Origin of the sequence: Streptomyces sp. NPDC057486 (assembly GCF_042802415.1) — a bacterium.
Lineage (GTDB): Bacteria > Actinomycetota > Actinomycetes > Streptomycetales > Streptomycetaceae > Streptomyces > Streptomyces yanii.
Map to the genome: position 1 here is coordinate 1 of NZ_JBHVEE010000090.1, position 15,263 is coordinate 15,263.

The 15,263-nt window shown below is 71.0% G+C and carries 14 protein-coding genes and 1 pseudogene; 12 read left to right on the plus strand and 3 right to left on the minus strand.

All coding sequences use genetic code 11. The features are described 5' to 3' along the window. From ACFU6I_RS32205 to ACFU6I_RS32220, 4 genes and pseudogenes are all read left to right on the plus strand, one after another. Positions 1-149: pseudogene (locus ACFU6I_RS32205) on the plus strand (4-hydroxy-3-methylbut-2-en-1-yl diphosphate synthase); the annotation flags it as partial. 174 nt (positions 150-323) lie between these two features. Next, complete coding sequence (locus tag ACFU6I_RS32210) at positions 324-1,169, plus strand: GNAT family N-acetyltransferase (protein ID WP_384373031.1); 846 nt, start codon at positions 324-326, stop codon at positions 1,167-1,169. Between the two features lie 136 nt (positions 1,170-1,305). Continuing rightward, positions 1,306-1,881 carry a GNAT family N-acetyltransferase gene (locus tag ACFU6I_RS32215; protein ID WP_266980923.1) on the plus strand — a complete coding sequence of 192 codons (576 nt, stop codon included), beginning with the start codon at positions 1,306-1,308 and terminating at the stop codon, positions 1,879-1,881. Positions 1,882-1,954: 73 nt separating this feature from the next. Then, entirely contained in the window at positions 1,955-3,655 is a 1,701-nt protein-coding gene (locus tag ACFU6I_RS32220) for a proline--tRNA ligase (protein ID WP_384373034.1), read from the plus strand. 78 nt (positions 3,656-3,733) lie between these two features. On the opposite strand, the gene ACFU6I_RS32225 is transcribed toward ACFU6I_RS32220, so the two are convergent. The 3 genes from ACFU6I_RS32225 to ACFU6I_RS32235 all read right to left on the minus strand — a co-directional run bounded on the left by ACFU6I_RS32225 (position 3,734) and on the right by ACFU6I_RS32235 (position 5,806). Beyond that, the gene (locus tag ACFU6I_RS32225) at positions 3,734-4,639 is read right to left on the minus strand and encodes an aminoglycoside phosphotransferase family protein (protein ID WP_384373036.1); all 906 of its coding nucleotides are present in this window, start codon (positions 4,637-4,639) and stop codon (positions 3,734-3,736) included. 118 nt (positions 4,640-4,757) lie between these two features. Continuing rightward, a complete protein-coding gene (locus tag ACFU6I_RS32230; RefSeq protein ID WP_384373038.1) occupies positions 4,758-5,195 on the minus strand; it encodes a ferritin-like domain-containing protein in 438 nt (145 codons plus the stop codon). Further along, a complete protein-coding gene (locus tag ACFU6I_RS32235) occupies positions 5,192-5,806 on the minus strand; it encodes a hypothetical protein (RefSeq protein WP_384373040.1) in 615 nt (204 codons plus the stop codon). The genes ACFU6I_RS32230 and ACFU6I_RS32235 overlap by 4 nt, the downstream gene beginning before the upstream one ends. Before the next feature lie 178 nt (positions 5,807-5,984). Here ACFU6I_RS32235 and rimP point away from each other — a divergent pair, with 178 nt between their 5' ends. From rimP to ACFU6I_RS32275, 8 genes are all read left to right on the plus strand, one after another. Then, entirely contained in the window at positions 5,985-6,482 is a 498-nt protein-coding gene (rimP, locus tag ACFU6I_RS32240; protein ID WP_345514436.1) for a ribosome maturation factor RimP, read from the plus strand. Between the two features lie 2 nt (positions 6,483-6,484). Continuing rightward, positions 6,485-7,525 (plus strand): transcription termination factor NusA, encoded by a 1,041-nt coding sequence (gene nusA, locus ACFU6I_RS32245; RefSeq protein WP_345514435.1) that lies wholly within the window; start codon positions 6,485-6,487, stop codon positions 7,523-7,525. Between the two features lie 216 nt (positions 7,526-7,741). Next, entirely contained in the window at positions 7,742-8,020 is a 279-nt protein-coding gene (locus tag ACFU6I_RS32250; protein WP_266980910.1) for a YlxR family protein, read from the plus strand. Between the two features lie 149 nt (positions 8,021-8,169). Beyond that, the gene (gene infB / locus ACFU6I_RS32255; protein WP_384373043.1) at positions 8,170-11,268 is read left to right on the plus strand and encodes a translation initiation factor IF-2; all 3,099 of its coding nucleotides are present in this window, start codon (positions 8,170-8,172) and stop codon (positions 11,266-11,268) included. A gap of 137 nt (positions 11,269-11,405) precedes the next feature. Continuing rightward, on the plus strand, positions 11,406-11,699 hold the full coding sequence (locus ACFU6I_RS32260) for a DUF503 domain-containing protein (protein ID WP_030933278.1): 294 nt from the start codon (positions 11,406-11,408) through the stop codon (positions 11,697-11,699). Between the two features lie 102 nt (positions 11,700-11,801). Next, on the plus strand, positions 11,802-12,266 hold the full coding sequence (gene rbfA, locus ACFU6I_RS32265) for a 30S ribosome-binding factor RbfA (RefSeq protein WP_266980906.1): 465 nt from the start codon (positions 11,802-11,804) through the stop codon (positions 12,264-12,266). Further along, positions 12,263-13,162, plus strand: coding sequence for a tRNA pseudouridine(55) synthase TruB (gene truB / locus ACFU6I_RS32270; RefSeq protein ID WP_384373045.1), 900 nt, complete (start codon positions 12,263-12,265; stop codon positions 13,160-13,162). Before rbfA ends, truB begins: the two co-directional genes overlap by 4 nt. Positions 13,163-13,375: 213 nt before the next feature. Beyond that, a complete protein-coding gene (locus ACFU6I_RS32275; protein WP_384373047.1) occupies positions 13,376-15,250 on the plus strand; it encodes a trypsin-like peptidase domain-containing protein in 1,875 nt (624 codons plus the stop codon). Positions 15,251-15,263: the final 13 nt, after the last annotated feature.

Consider the following 15,263-nt stretch of genomic DNA (forward strand, 5'->3'; position numbering starts at 1 on the left):
AGGGGCAGATCTTCGTCAAGGGCGAGGTCATCAAGACGGTTCCCGAGTCGAAGATCGTCGAGACGCTCATCGAGGAAGCCCTGAAGATCGCCGAGCAGATGGAGAAGGACGGGATCGCCTCCGGCGAGCCCGAGGTCTCCATCGGCTGAGGCCCAATTCTTGTCCTGTGACCGTGCCCCGTCCGACGAACGATCCGTCGGGCGGGGCACGGTCGTGAGAGACCTCACGGTGGCAGTGCAGGCTGTTGACGGGCATGGGGCGGCGCCTGCCAGCCTCTTTCGGTACAGTGCGGAAATCAGCAGACCGCATGGTGAGGCCCCCTTGTGTTGACGCAGACCACCACCCGGGTCCTCGAACCCAGCGACCTCGGCGCCGCGCTCGCCATCCTCGAGAGCGACCCCGTCGCCAATGCCTTCGTGACGTCCCGGGTCCAGATCGCAGGGCTCGATCCCTGGCGCCTCGGCGGCGAGATGTGGGGCTGGTACGCGGACGGCCGACTGCGTTCGCTCTGCTACTCCGGTGCCAATCTCGTACCCATCTGTGCCACCCCCGAGGCCATCAGGGCGTTCGCCGACCGAGCCCGTCGGGCCGGCCGCCGCTGTTCCTCGATCGTGGGCCCCGCCGAGCCCACCGCCCAGCTCTGGCGGCTGCTCGAGCCGGGCTGGGGTCCCGCCCGCGAGGTCAGGGCCAACCAGCCGCTGATGGTCACCGAGCACCCTGCCGCCGGTGTGACGCCCGACCCACTGGTACGCCGCATCCGCAAGGACGAGATAGAGATCCTGATGCCGGCCTGCGTGGCGATGTTCACCGAGGAGGTAGGCATTTCGCCGCTGGCCGGTGACGGCGGACTCCTCTACCAGGCACGCGTCGCCGAACTCATCGGCACCGGCCGCTCCTTCGCCCGGATCGAGGACGGCAAGGTCGTCTTCAAGGCGGAGATCGGCGCTGCCACCCCGCAGGCCTGCCAGATCCAGGGCGTCTGGGTCGCCCCCGAACACCGCGGCCGCGGCCTCTCCGAGACCGGGATGGCAGCGGTCCTGCGCTATGCACTGGCCGATGTCGCACCGGTCGTGAGCCTGTACGTGAACGACTACAACACCGCGGCCCGCAGGGCATACACGCGGGTCGGCTTCCGTGAGGTCGGCGCGTTCATGAGCGTGCTCTTCTGACCGGGACGAAATGGCCGGAGCGGCACGGCCTCGTCGACATGGGCTTCCGACGCCGCCGTCGGCAGCGCTCCTCTCCGTAGCCGCGAGCACTCCTGGCACGTATCCCCAGCCCGGCGCGGACAGTAGGGTTCGGCGCATGGCAGCTGATTCAGGGGGCGGCGCCCGCACACCCAGCGTTCTGGTCGGGCCGATCGACCTCGCCGCGCGGGTGGACGAGGCGCTTGCCGTGCAGGCCGTCGCCTTCGGTCTCGGTCACGACGAGGTCCAGGTACGTCGCCATATCGTCCTCAGACACCTTGAGCACCCCTGTGCCCGCGCCCTCGGCGCCACCACCGCGACCGGCCGCCTCGTCGGGTTCGTCTACGGCATGCCCAACGAACGCGGCCACTGGTGGTCCACCGTCGTCGAGCCCTATCTGCGGGCCACCGGCTCCGAGGACTGGCTCGACGACTCCTTCGTGATCACCGAACTGCATGTCCATCCGGAGTTCCAGAACCGGGGCATCGGCCGCACCCTGATCACCACCATCACGGACGCCGTCGATCAGCCGCGCTCCATCCTCTCCGCCATCGACACGGAGAGCCCGGCGCGTGGTCTGTATCGCACTCTCGGCTACCGGGACCTGGCCCGGCAGGTGCTGTTTCCCAGCGCTCCCAAGCCGTACGCGGTGATGGGGGCGCCTCTTCCGCTGCGCCGCCGGGACCGGGGCTGAACCAATCGATTTCCGCCCGCCCCCGCCACCCGGCTAACCTCCTGCACATCACCCTTCCGAGCAGGAGTTCATCATGGCCCAGGTCCAGCGCATGTCCCGATTGATGATCAAGACACTGCGCGACGACCCGGCGGACGCCGAGACGCTCAACCACAAGCTGCTCGTCCGGGCCGGTTACGTACGTCGCACCGCGGCCGGTATCTGGACCTGGCTGCCCCTGGGCAAGAAGGTCCTGGAGAACATCACCCGCGTCGTGCGGGAGGAGATGGACGCCATCGGCGGCCAGGAAGTCCTGCTGCCCGCGCTGCTGCCCAAGGAGTCGTACGACGCGAGCGGTCGCTACGACGAGTACGGCGACCTGCTGTTCCGGTTCAAGGACCGCAAGGGCGCCGAGTACCTCCTCGGCCCCACCCACGAAGAGATCTTCACCCAGGTCGTCAAGGATCAGATCACGTCCTACAAGGACCTGCCCGTGATCCTGTACCAGATCCAGACCAAGTACCGCGACGAGGCCCGCCCCCGCGCCGGTGTGCTGCGCGGCCGCGAGTTCCAGATGAAGGACTCCTACTCCTTCGACACCACCGACGAGGGTCTCATCGAGGCCTACCAGCTGCACCGCGCCGCCTACATCCGCATCTTCGAGCGGCTCGGTCTCGACCACCGCATCGTCTCCGCGGTCTCCGGTGCGATGGGCGGCTCGGCGTCCGAGGAGTTCCTGGCACCCGCCCCGGCCGGTGAGGACACCTTCGTCGACTGCCCCGCCTGCGACTACGCGGCCAACACGGAGGCCGTGACCTTCACGGCCACCCCCGCGGACGGCTCGGCACACGGCCCCGTCGAGGAGCTGGACACCCCCGACACCCCGACCATCGAGACGCTCGCGGCGCACCTCGGTGTCCCGGCCTCCGCGACCCTGAAGAACCTCCTGGTCAAGGTCGACGGCGAGATCGTCGCCGTGGGCGTGCCCGGCGACCGCGAGGTCGACCTCGGCAAGCTCGGCGAGCACCTCGCCCCCGCCGTGGTCGAGCTGGTCACCGCAGAGGACTTCGAGGGCCGTCCCGACCTGGTGCGTGGCTATGTCGGCCCGCAGGGTCTGGAGAAGGTCCGCTACATCGCCGACCCGCGCATCGCCCCCGGCACCGCCTGGATCACCGGCGCGAACAAGCCCGGCACCCACGCGAAGAACGTCGTCTGCGGCCGCGACTTCGAGGTCGACGACTACCTCGATGTCGTCGTGGTCGAGGCGGGTGACCCGTGCCCCAGGTGCGGCACAGGCCTCAAGCTGGACCGTGCCATCGAGATCGGCCACATCTTCCAGCTGGGCCGCAAGTTCGCGGACGCGTTCCAGCTCGATGTGCTCGGCCAGAACGGCAAGCCGGTGCGGGTCACCATGGGCTCGTACGGCATCGGCGTCTCCCGCGCCGTTGCCGCTCTCGCCGAGCAGACCGCCGACGCGCAGGGTCTCTGCTGGCCCCGCGAGATCGCCCCGGCCGATGTCCATCTCGTCGCCGCGGGCAAGGCGCTCCAGACCGAGCTGGCCCTCGACGTCGCCGAGAAGCTCGGCGCCGCGGGCGTGCGGGTCCTGGTCGACGACCGTGCGGGCGTCTCGCCCGGTGTGAAGTTCACCGACGCCGAGCTGATCGGGGTCCCGAAGATCCTGGTCGCGGGCCGCCGCTCGGCCGAGGGCGTCCTGGAACTCAAGGACCGCCGTACGGGCGAGCGCGAGGAGCTCACGGTCGACGAGGCGATCGCTCGTCTCGTCGCCCAGGGCTGACACCCGGAATTGCCGCAGGCCCCGTGCTGTCCGACAGCACGGGGGCCTGCGGCCGTTCCGCGAGAGCGGGGCCGGCTCCTACAGCCAGCCCGCGAACTCCAGCGACAGTTCGCCTTCCTGACGACGGCCGACGGTCAGCGCGCGGGTGCCCGACTCCACCGCACGGAACAACGTCCAGCCGTGGAGCCGTTCCCGGTCCACGTCCAGTGAATCCGCGAGCTTGTTGATCCGGCGACGGGCCGTCACGGGGCCGCCCGGGGAGGCGATGAGGTCCTCCACCCGGTCCCGTACCAGCCGCGCCAGGTCGTAGGCACGCTCGCCGACCAGTGGCTCGGGGCCGACCGTCAGCCAGGGCGCCCGTTCCCCCGCCAGCACCTTGCTCTGGCGGAAGTTGCCGTGCAGCAGCAGGACTTCGGGGGAGTGGGCGACGAGCTCCTCCCGCGCGGCCAGGGCCGCGGAGACCAGAGGTTCGAGCGCCGGGTCGGCCGCGGCGGCGGCCCGCATCGGGTCGGTGCGCCGGCCGGTCCGCTCGGCGACCGTCTCGAACGAGTGCCCGTTGGGCGGCTCGACCCACAGCCGTCGTACCGTACCCGCCGCTTCCAGGAGTGCCTTCGCCTCCGGCAATGAGCGCAGCGACACCTCGGGATGCAGCCGTTCCAGCAGCAGTGCCTCGCCGCCGGAGCCGAGAAGTCGGACGGCTCCCCAGCCGTTCCAGTGCGCCAGCGCCGCCTGCTCCAGGTCGGGCGCCGCCCCGGCCGGAGCGATCTTGAGTACGGCCGGGGTGCCGTCGGCGCGGCGCACCAGCAGAACGAGGCTGCTGCGCCCACCGGGGGCAGCCACACGCTCGAGAGCCAGCTCCGGCCCGTTGGCGGACAGCGACTCGTTGATCAGCTCGGGGAGCCGCGCCAGCCAGTCGGCGGCGGCCCTCTCCCCGTGCACTTCGCCGAGCGCTCGCACGAGACGCTGCGGCGGTTCGAAACCCATACGTGCTGTGTTCCCTTTCAGAGCCTTCTTGAGTGCGTCGGACCGGTCCCGGTCTTCGCATCGGTCGCGTCCGTCGGACCGGTCCCGGGCTTCGCGTCAGCCCAGCAGGCCCGCCCGCTCAGGCGGTGCCGTCGGCGGACCGCTCGGTGAGTCCGGGAAAGGTTACGCCGCTGCCCCGCCAGCGGACCGCACGCACCGCGGCCTCCCGCAGTGCGTCTGCGGCCTCTCGCCTGAGCGGCCCCCCGGCAGCCCGTACGAGGTCGGAGTAGACGCCTGCGATCCGGTCCTCCAGCACGGCGGCGAGCTTCACCGCTGCTGCCGAATCCGGCACCGCGAACGGCAGAGCGTACGCGGACTCCGCCGCCACCGGCTCACCGCCCAGGTCACGCACGGTCCGCATCAGTGCGTCGCGCCGGGCCCGGTGCTGGTGGTAGGCGGCCGTGGCCTCCGCCCGGCGGCCGTCGGCGACCCGGCCGCCGACCACCCCGTACCCGTACACCGCCGCGTGCTCGGCGGCGAGCGATGCCTGCGCCGCCTGCAGCGTCTGCGCACTCATGACGAGGTCTCCTTGGCCAGTTCGGTCAACAGATAGGCGTGGGCTGCACCGGCGGCCGCGATCGACGCGAGCAGCCGGGCCAGCTCGGGTGGCGCTGTGAGGAGTGTCGCCGTGTGGGTGTTGGCGGTGCGGCGTTCCGCCGCGGCCAGTTCCTTGACGGCGGTCCTGGCATCGGCGGCGGGAGAACCCGAAACGGTGGGCGAACCCGAGGGGGCGGGCGAACCCGAGACGGCCGGTGCCCGGTCCGCGCCGCGCATCGCAGTCGTGCCCGCGGTTTCGTCGGCACGCGGCCGCGCCGTTCCGTCCGCCGCGGGCGACAGTGCCTCCGTATGGGCCCTTACGGCATCACGCAGCGGTGCGAGCCCGGCCGCGGTCGCCGGATGGGCGGCGACGACCTGCTCGTACTGGGCGAGCAGGGTGCCGCTCGTACGCGCGGCCCTCAATCGCAGAGCGTTCTCCGCCTTCGCCGCCGACTCCCGCGCACCGGCCGGCGCAGAACCCTTTCGGCCCGCGCCGCTGTCGCCGTCCCCACAGCCGGCCAGCGCCGCCCCCAGGGCGATCGCCCCCGTTACGGTGAGCGCATCCCTGCGCGTCGTCCCCGTGCGCCGCACCTGCTTCTCCTTCGGGCGTTGATCTGTCCTGACTGGATCTGTCCTGAAGTGATCACCGCAGGCGAGCGTACCCGCGGCCGACCGGTCGGCGGACGGCAACACCCCTCGGGACCGGATACCCTTTGACCTGACACGCGACGAACCACACAACAGCACACGCGGCCGAGGAGTCACCCGGATGAGCACCACCCAGAGCGAGAGGCTGCGCGGGCTGCTCGAACCGCTCGTCAGCGCCAAGCAGCTGGATCTTGAAGAGATCGAGGTGTCCCGGGCCGGCCGCCGACGTGTGCTGCGCATCGTCGTGGATTCCGACGAGGGCGTGGAGCTCGACGCCTGTGCGGAGCTGAGCCGCGCGATCTCCGAGAAGCTCGACGAGACCGACGCGATGGGTGAGGACGAGTACGTCCTCGAAGTGAGCTCTCCCGGTGCCGACCGTCCGCTGACGGAGCACCGCCACTACGTACGCGCCACCGGCCGCCTGGCCAAGCTGCAGCTGCATGAGGGCGGCGAGCTGGTCGCCCGCATCATCGCCGTCGACGACGAGGGGCTCGACCTCGAAGTGCCGGGCGTCAAGGGTCGCAAGCCCACGTCCCGCCGGGTCCCCTTCGACGGGATCGCCAAGGCGCGCGTGGAGATCGAATTCAACCGCAAGGACAAGAAGGAAGAGGAGGCGTAGCCGTGGACATCGATGTGAAGCTCTTGAGGGGCTTGGCACAGGACAAGGAGATCCCCTTCGACGTGCTCGTCGAGGCGATCGAGTCGGCCCTCCTCATCGCCTACCACCGCACCGACGGGAGCTACCGCCGTGCGCGCGTGGAGCTCAACGAGCGCGGCCATGTGACGGTGTGGGCGAAGGAGGACCCGGCCGACCTCGAAGAGGGCCAGGAGCCGAAGGAGTTCGACGACACCCCGTCCGGCTTCGGCCGGATCGCCGCGACCACCGCCAAGCAGGTCATCCTGCAGCGGCTGCGCGACGCCGAGGACGACAAGACGTTCGGCGAGTACGCGGGCCACGAGGGCGATGTCGTCACCGGTGTCGTCCAGCAGGGCAAGGACCCGAAGAACGTCCTGGTCGACATCGGCAAGCTCGAAGCGATCCTGCCGGTGCAGGAGCAGGTGCCGGGCGAGGACTACACCCACGGGCTGCGGCTGCGTACGTATGTCGTGCGCGTCGCCAAGGGCGTCCGCGGTCCGTCCGTGACCCTCTCCCGGACGCACCCCAATCTGGTCAAGAAGCTCTTCGCGCTGGAGGTCCCGGAGATCGCCGACGGTTCCGTGGAGATCTGCGCGATCGCCCGCGAGGCCGGCCACCGCACCAAGATCGCGGTCCGTTCGACCCGCTCGGGTCTGAATGCCAAGGGCGCCTGCATCGGGCCGATGGGCGGACGCGTACGCAACGTCATGGCCGAGCTGCACGGCGAGAAGATCGACATCGTGGACTGGTCGGACGACCCGGCCGAGATGGTCGCCAATGCGCTGTCGCCCGCCCGGGTGAGCAAGGTCGAGGTCGTGGACCTCGGAGCGCGGTCCGCCCGGGTCACGGTCCCCGACTACCAGCTCTCGCTCGCCATCGGCAAGGAGGGGCAGAACGCCCGCCTCGCCGCCCGCCTCACCGGCTGGCGCATCGACATCCGCCCGGACACCGAGACCGACGCCGAGCGGGACATCGCCGACCGCGAGCGGGCCGAGCGGGTCCGGGACCGGTCCGAGCGGGGCTGAACCGGTACGGGACCGGCGCCGGTCCGAGCAGTGGACCGGCGCCCGTCCGGAGGATGGACCGAAACGGTCCGGAGGCCGGTCGGGCCCGGGTCCGGAGTACGGGACCGAAGCGGTCCCGGGGAATAAATCCACGCGGCATGCCGCTGAGATCACGACAACATCCGTTCGATTTTTGCCCCAAAGGGGTGAGGTCGGTGCGGGGAGGTAGACTTAATCGTGTCTGGCCGGACGCACGCCCGCGCTTGCCCTGAGCGAACCTGTGTGGGATGCCGGGAGCGAGCGGCCAAGAGCGAGCTGCTGCGCATCGTGGTGGATGAGGACGCGTGCGTCCCCGATCCTCGCGGTACGCTGCCCGGCCGGGGTGCATATGTGCACCCCGTCACTGTCTGTCTCGATCTGGCGGTTCGCCGTCGGGCATTCCCTCGGGCCTTCAAGGCCAAGGGGCCGTTCGATTCCGCGGCACTGCAGCGGTATGTCGAGCGGGTGACACCGTAAGAAACTAGAACGGCACGGGACCCCGTGCGGTCAGGTACCTCGCGAGTTGGAAGTAGGTCGAGATTGCGATGAGCACTCGATGAGTACGCGATGAGTACGCCCATGAAGTAGCGACGGTCCGGCGGTAACCCGGACCTAAAAGGAGCGAAGTGGCTAAGGTCCGGGTATACGAACTCGCCAAGGAGTTCGGCGTCGAGAGCAAGGTCGTCATGGCCAAGCTCCAAGAACTCGGTGAATTCGTCCGTTCGGCGTCCTCGACGATCGAGGCGCCGGTTGTACGCAAGTTGACTGACGCACTGCAGGGGCCCGGCGGCAACGCCGGCAAGTCCGCTGCGAAGCCTGGCGCGCCCCGCAAGGCCGCGCCCGTGAAGCCCGCAGCGCCCTCCCCGGCTGCTGCGGCACGTCCCGCTGCCCCGAAGCCCGGCGCCCCGGCCCCCAAGCCGGCCGCGGCCGCGGCTCCCAGCAGCACCCCTTCCGCTGCCGCGCCCTCCGCGCCGTCGGCGGGCCCGCGTCCGGGTCCCAAGCCCGCGCCGAGGCCCGCTCCGGTCACCCCGGTGCCCGCGGCAGAGTTCTCCGCTCCGGCCCCGGCCCAGCCGGCCGCGCCGCAGCAGGCCCCGCGTCCCGCGGGTGCCACCCCCGGTCCTCGCCCCGCCCGTCCGGCCCCGGCCGGCGGTCAGCGTGACGGCGGCCGTGGTGGCGAGCGCGACGGTGGCCGTGGTGGCGACCGTCCGGCCCGTCCCGCAGGCCAGGGCGCCCCGCGCCCCGGCGGCGCCCGTCCGGCCGGTCCCCGTCCGGGCAACAACCCCTTCACCTCCGGTGGCTCGACGGGCATGGCCCGTCCGCAGGCACCCCGCCCCGGTGGCGCCCCGCGTCCCGGTGGCGGCCAGGAGCGTCCCGGCGCCCCGCGTCCGCAGGGCGGCCCCGGTGGCGCCCCGCGTCCGCAGGGCCAGGGCGGTGCCCGTCCGACTCCGGGCGGCATGCCCCGTCCGCAGGCTCCGCGTCCGGGCGGTGCGCCCGGTGGTAACCGTCCGAACCCGGGCATGATGCCGCAGCGTCCCGCTGCCGGCCCGCGTCCCGGTGGTGGCCCCGGCGGTGGCCGTGGTCCCGGTGGCGGCGCAGGCCGTCCCGGCGGCGGTGCAGGTCGTCCCGGCGGCGGCTTCGCCGGTCGTCCGGCCGGTCCCGGTGGCGGTGGCGGCGGCTTCGCCGGTCGTCCCGGCGGCGGCGGTGGCGGTGGCGGCGCAGGCCGTCCCGGTGGTGGCGGCGGCTTCGGCGGTCGTCCCGGCTTCGGCGGTCGTCCCGGCGGCCCCGGTGGCCGTGGTGGCACACAGGGTGCGTTCGGCCGTCCCGGCGGTCCGGCGCGTCGTGGTCGCAAGTCGAAGCGGCAGAGGCGCCAGGAGTACGAGGCCATGCAGGCCCCGTCGGTGGGCGGCGTCATGCTGCCCCGCGGCAACGGGCAGGCTGTCCGTCTGTCGCGCGGTGCCTCCCTCACCGACTTCGCGGAGAAGATCAACGCCAACCCGGCGTCGCTCGTCGCCGTGATGATGAACCTCGGCGAGATGGTCACCGCCACGCAGTCGGTCTCGGACGAGACGCTGAAGCTGCTGGCCGAGGAGATGAACTACGTCCTCGAGATCGTCAGCCCCGAGGAGGAGGACCGCGAGCTGCTCGAGTCCTTCGACATCGAGTTCGGCGAGGACGAGGGCGGCGAAGAGGCTCTGGTCTCGCGTCCGCCGGTCGTGACCGTCATGGGTCACGTCGACCACGGTAAGACCCGACTGCTGGACGCGATCCGCAAGACGAACGTCGTTGCGGGCGAGGCCGGCGGCATCACGCAGCACATCGGTGCGTACCAGGTCTCCTCCGAGGTCAACGGTGAGGACCGCAGGATCACCTTCATCGACACCCCGGGTCACGAGGCGTTCACCGCCATGCGTGCCCGTGGTGCGAAGTCCACCGACATCGCGATCCTCGTGGTGGCGGCGAACGACGGTGTGATGCCCCAGACGATCGAGGCTCTGAACCACGCCAAGGCGGCCGACGTGCCGATCGTGGTCGCGGTCAACAAGATCGACGTCGAGGGTGCCGACCCGACCAAGGTGCGCGGTCAGCTCACCGAGTTCGGGCTGGTGGCCGAGGAGTACGGCGGCGACACGATGTTCGTCGACATCTCCGCCAAGCAGGGCCTCAACATCGAGGCTCTTCTGGAGGCCGTCGTCCTCACCGCCGATGCCTCGCTCGACCTGCGGGCCAACCCGGAGCAGGACGCGCAGGGTATTGCGATCGAGTCCCACCTCGACCGCGGCCGCGGTGCCGTTGCGACCGTCCTGGTCCAGCGAGGCACGCTGCGGGTCGGCGACACGATGGTGGTCGGCGACGCGTACGGCCGAGTCCGCGCGATGCTCGACGACAAGGGCGAGAACGTCGAGGAAGCGGGTCCGTCGACCCCCGTCCTCGTCCTCGGTCTCACCAATGTCCCGGGCGCCGGCGACAACTTCCTGGTCGTCGACGAGGACCGTACGGCCCGTCAGATCGCCGAGAAGCGTGCCGCCCGTGAGCGCAACGCCAACTTCGCCCGCAAGGGTGTCCGGTTCTCCCTGGAGAACCTCGACGAGGCGCTCAAGGCCGGTCTGGTCCAGGAACTCAACCTCATCATCAAGGGCGACGCGTCCGGTTCGGTGGAGGCTCTCGAGTCCTCGCTGCTCCAGCTCGACGTCGGTGACGAGGTCGACATCCGGGTCCTGCACCGCGGTGTGGGTGCGGTCACCGAGTCGGACATCGACCTGGCGACCGGCTCCGACGCCATCGTGATCGGCTTCAACGTGCGTGCCGCAGGGCGTGCGCAGCAGATGGCCGAGCGCGAAGGTGTGGACGTCCGGTACTACTCGGTCATCTACCAGGCGATCGAAGAGATCGAAGCGGCCCTCAAGGGCATGCTCAAGCCGGAGTACGAAGAGGTCGAGCTCGGTACGGCGGAGATCCGCGAGATCTTCCGCTCGTCCAAGCTGGGCAACATCGCCGGTGTGCTGGTCCGGTCCGGCGAGGTCAAGCGCAACACCAAGGCGCGCCTGCTGCGCGATGGCAAGGTCATCGCGGAGAACCTCAACATCTCCGGTCTGCGCCGCTTCAAGGACGACGTCACCGAGATCCGCGAAGGCTTCGAGGGCGGTATCAACCTCGGAAACTTCAACGACATCAAGATCGACGACGTCATCGCGACGTACGAGATGCGCGAGAAGCCGCGAGGCTGACCCGTACCTCAACAGTCGGGGCCGGTCGACGGGTCGTATTTCCGTCGATCGGCCCCGGCCGTTCCGTGTACGGTTCTTGTGTCCCTGCCAAGCGCTGGCAGGGCGCGAACCCGAACCGGCGGGACATCCGGACATCCATGTATGTGGGGACACTGTCCTTCGATCTGCTCCTCGGCGACGTACGGTCGTTGAAGGAGAAACGCTCCATCGTCCGTCCCATCGTCGCCGAGCTCCAGCGCAAGTACGCGGTGAGTGCGGCGGAGACGGGCGGACAGGATCTCCATCGCAGGGCCGAGATCGGTCTTGCCGTGGTCTCCGGGGACACCGGACACCTCACGGACGTACTGGACCGGTGCGAGCGGCTGGTGGCCGCCCGGCCCGAGGTGGAGCTGCTGTCGGTTCGACGGCGGCTGCACAGCGACGAAGACTGAACAACGTCAGAACTGTCAGACGTGAAATCGTCCGACGCGGAAGCGCAGGACGCCGGAAGCGTCGGACCGTAAGCAACCCCCAGAAGGAAGAGTGACGGACCGGTGAGCGACAACGCACGGGCCCGAAAGCTGGCCGATCGCATCCAGGTCGTGGTCGCGGAGACCCTGGACCGGCGTATCAAGGATCCGCGGCTCGGATTCGTGACGATCACGGACGCCCGGGTCACCGGCGACCTGCGGGAGGCCACGGTCTTCTACACGGTCTACGGCGACGACGAGGAGCGGGCGGCCTCCGCTGCGGCGCTGGAGAGCGCCAAGGGCGTGCTCCGCTCCGAGGTCGGCCGGCAGACCGGGGTCCGGTTCACGCCGACCCTGGCCTTCGTCCCCGACGCACTGCCGGACAACGCACGCACCATCGAGGACCTCCTCGACAAGGCGCGGGCCAAGGACGCGCAGGTGCGCGAGGTGTCGACCGGTGCGAAGTACGCGGGCGACGCGGACCCGTACCGCAAGCCGGAGGATGCCGCCGACGAGTCCGACGAGAACGAGGGCTCAGCCTCCGAATGACACAGCAGAACAAGACGCCGGACGGCCTTGTCATCGTCGACAAGCCGTCCGGCTTCACTTCGCACGACGTCGTCGCCAAGATGCGCGGCATCGCCCGCACCCGCCGCGTCGGCCACGCCGGCACGCTGGACCCGATGGCGACGGGCGTTCTCGTGCTCGGCGTCGAGAAGGCCACCAAGCTGCTCGGTCACCTCGCGCTGACCGAGAAGGAGTACCTCGGCACGATCCGCCTCGGCCAGGACACCGTCACGGACGACGCGGAGGGCGAGATCACGTCGTCCACCGACGCGTCGGGCGTCAGGCGTGAGGGCATCGACGTGGGCGTCGCCGCACTGACCGGCGCGATCATGCAGGTGCCGTCCAAGGTCAGCGCCATCAAGATCGACGGAAAGCGTTCGTACGCCCGGGTGCGCGGTGGCGAGGAGTTCGAGATCCCGGCCCGGCCGGTGACCATCTCGTCCTTCAACGTCTACGACGTCCGTGAGGCGGTCGCGGAGGACGGGACGCCGGTCGTCGACCTGGTCGTCTCCGTCGTCTGCTCCTCCGGTACGTACATCCGTGCCCTCGCCCGCGATCTCGGCGCCGGGCTCGGCGTCGGTGGGCATCTGACCGCGCTGCGGCGCACCCGCGTCGGTCCGTACGGTCTCGATGCGGCGCGGACGCTCGATCAGCATCAGGAGAAGCTGACCGTGATGCCGGTCGCGGAGGCCGCCGCCGCAGCGTTCCCGCGCTGGGACGTGGACGAGAAGCGGGCCAGGCTGCTGCTGAACGGTGTGCGGCTGGACATGCCCTCGTACCCGCCGGGGCCGGTCGCGGTCTTCGGGCCCGACGGGACCTTCCTGGTGCTCGTCGAGGAACAGAAGGGCAAGGCCAGGAGCCTTGCCGTCTTCGCCTGACGGGACGGGTTCCGCCGGTCGCAGATCCGGGTCCCCATCGTGGAGCGGGCAGCCCCCCGCGCCCGCTCCACGATCCCCCCTCTGGGGTCTGTCCACCGGAACCCATTGATTCACCTGAAGGGGCAGGCGCTCGGAGTGATTCAGGGGTGCACTCGGGGGCGCTTTTGCTCCGAGCGCTTCTCGCGCCGATCATCGCCGACCTAACGTCGGACCATGGGAAGCGGGGACCGGTCGACGCTGGTACGGATCTGCGATCCGACCGGCCGGCCGCGGGGGACGGGGTTCGTCGCGGACGACCGCGGCACGGTCGTGACCAGTCATGAAGCGGTCGACGGAGTTGCCCGGCTTGTCCTGTACGGAAAAGGTGACCGGAGGCGCTCCGTCGGGGCCGAGGCGATCACCGCGCTCCCGGAGCTGGACCTCGCGCTCGTGCGCACCGGGGGGCTCGACGTGCTCGGCGTGGAGCCGCTGCGGATCGTCCTGCAGGACCGGATCGACCCGGGTACGTACGTACGCACCGCCGCCCATGGGTGGCGCCAGGCGCGGGTGCTGGGCATGGTGCCCGTGACGTACGGCGCGGCCGGCCGTTCCCACCGGGTCGGCGCCGCCCTGGAGTTGGCGCTCGGCACGGACGGCAGCGACGCCCTGCGGCAGCGTGGCGCGGCGATCGGCGGGCCCGTCCTCGATCCGCAGACCGGCGCTGTCATCGCGGTGCTCTGCACCGATCTCACCGCGAGCCAGGCCGAACAGGCCAGGGCGCGCTACGCCCTCCCGTCCGATGCCCTCGCCCCCGGCCACGACCGGCACCCGCTCACCCTGCGGCTGCTCGCCGAGGTACGCAAGGCGCTCCCCGCGGACGTGCCCGGGCAGCCGGACTCGGAGGACGTCTTCGGCGCCCATCTGGACCTGATGTGCCTGCGCATCGCGGTCCGCATCGCCGCGGCGTCCCGCCCGGCCCTCAGGGGCACGGCGGTGCGCCGGCCGGCCGCGCAGGTTGCCGGACGGGTCCACGAGGCCGCACGGCGCTGTCTGGGACCGGGACAGGGGGAACTGGACCGGGCGGCGTTCGAGGAGGTCTTCCCCTGGTGCACGGGCTGGGCCACGGCGGTCCTCGCAGAGGGGCTGCTCGTCCCGGCGGGTGCGGGCTACCGCTTCGCCCACGAGGAGCTGGGGGACCGGGTGCAGGGCGCGCATCTGGACCTGGACGCGGCGCTGCGGGCCCTGGTGCACCGGTGGCACGTGGACGAGCCGGGCCGACAGGTGAGGGTGGCGCAGGAGCGTGTCCCGGCACCCCGGAGCCAGCAGCCGGGCAGTCGCCGGACACTGCCCGGTGCCGAACCGACAGCGCCGGTGGCGTCGCGGGAGCCCCGCACTCTCCCCGTACCGCGCCATCGGATCGGCCCGGTGATCCAGGCACTCCTGCTCCTGGGCCGCCGTCAGGGCTCCGCCGCGCTCGCCCACCGGCTGGCCGATCTGATCGAGGCGATGGACCGGCTGTCGACACGGACGGACGGGGGAGCCGGGGGCCGGGCACCGGCCGGCGGCGCCGAGAGGACCGGTCCGCCGCGCGATGCCTCCTGGTGGGCCGCCCACCTGCTCGCGGCGCTGCTCAGGGTGCCCGACGCAAGGCCGTACCTCGGGGTGGCCCGGCTGCTCACGGGGCGCATCGTCCGACGCGCCGGTGCGCTCGGGGCGTACGGCGAGTTCGGCCCGTGGTTCTGGCTGCGGCTGCGGCTCGAGCAGGGCGCCCACCGGGACCCGATCGTCCTCGACGCGCTGCTCTGCGCGGCGGCCCACGGATCCGACCGGCGTGCCCCGGTCCGTACCCGGGCGCTCGTCCACCGCACCGGGATGCTGCTGGTCCGCACCGCTGAAGGCGCCGCCCGTTTCGACCGTCGGCTGGTCGAATTGGCCCGGGACGTGCCCGGATTTGCGGAACTGGTCACCGGGTGGCTGGCCGATGCCCCGCAGGAGTGGGCGGCGGTCGTCGGCCCCGGTGCGCGGCGGACCGTGGAGGCGGTGTCCACCGCGATGCCGATGCCGATGCAGGCCGCGGGTCGTGGGCATGGCAGTCTTAGACCTGCATAAGAGATACACCCAC

Bases quoted from the DNA above. Each gene is read 5' to 3' on its own strand.
- ACFU6I_RS32215 (WP_266980923.1), top strand. From the start codon at position 1,306: ATGGCAGCTGATTCAGGGGGCGGCGCCCGCACACCCAGCGTTCTGGTC.
- ACFU6I_RS32220 (WP_384373034.1), top strand. From the start codon at position 1,955: ATGGCCCAGGTCCAGCGCATGTCCCGATTGATGATCAAGACACTGCGC.
- ACFU6I_RS32225 (WP_384373036.1), bottom strand. From the start codon at position 4,639: ATGGGTTTCGAACCGCCGCAGCGTCTCGTGCGAGCGCTCGGCGAAGTG.
- ACFU6I_RS32230 (WP_384373038.1), bottom strand. From the start codon at position 5,195: ATGAGTGCGCAGACGCTGCAGGCGGCGCAGGCATCGCTCGCCGCCGAG.
- rimP (WP_345514436.1), top strand. From the start codon at position 5,985: ATGAGCACCACCCAGAGCGAGAGGCTGCGCGGGCTGCTCGAACCGCTC.
- ACFU6I_RS32260 (WP_030933278.1), top strand. From the start codon at position 11,406: ATGTATGTGGGGACACTGTCCTTCGATCTGCTCCTCGGCGACGTACGG.
- truB (WP_384373045.1), top strand. From the start codon at position 12,263: ATGACACAGCAGAACAAGACGCCGGACGGCCTTGTCATCGTCGACAAG.
- ACFU6I_RS32275 (WP_384373047.1), top strand. From the start codon at position 13,376: ATGGGAAGCGGGGACCGGTCGACGCTGGTACGGATCTGCGATCCGACC.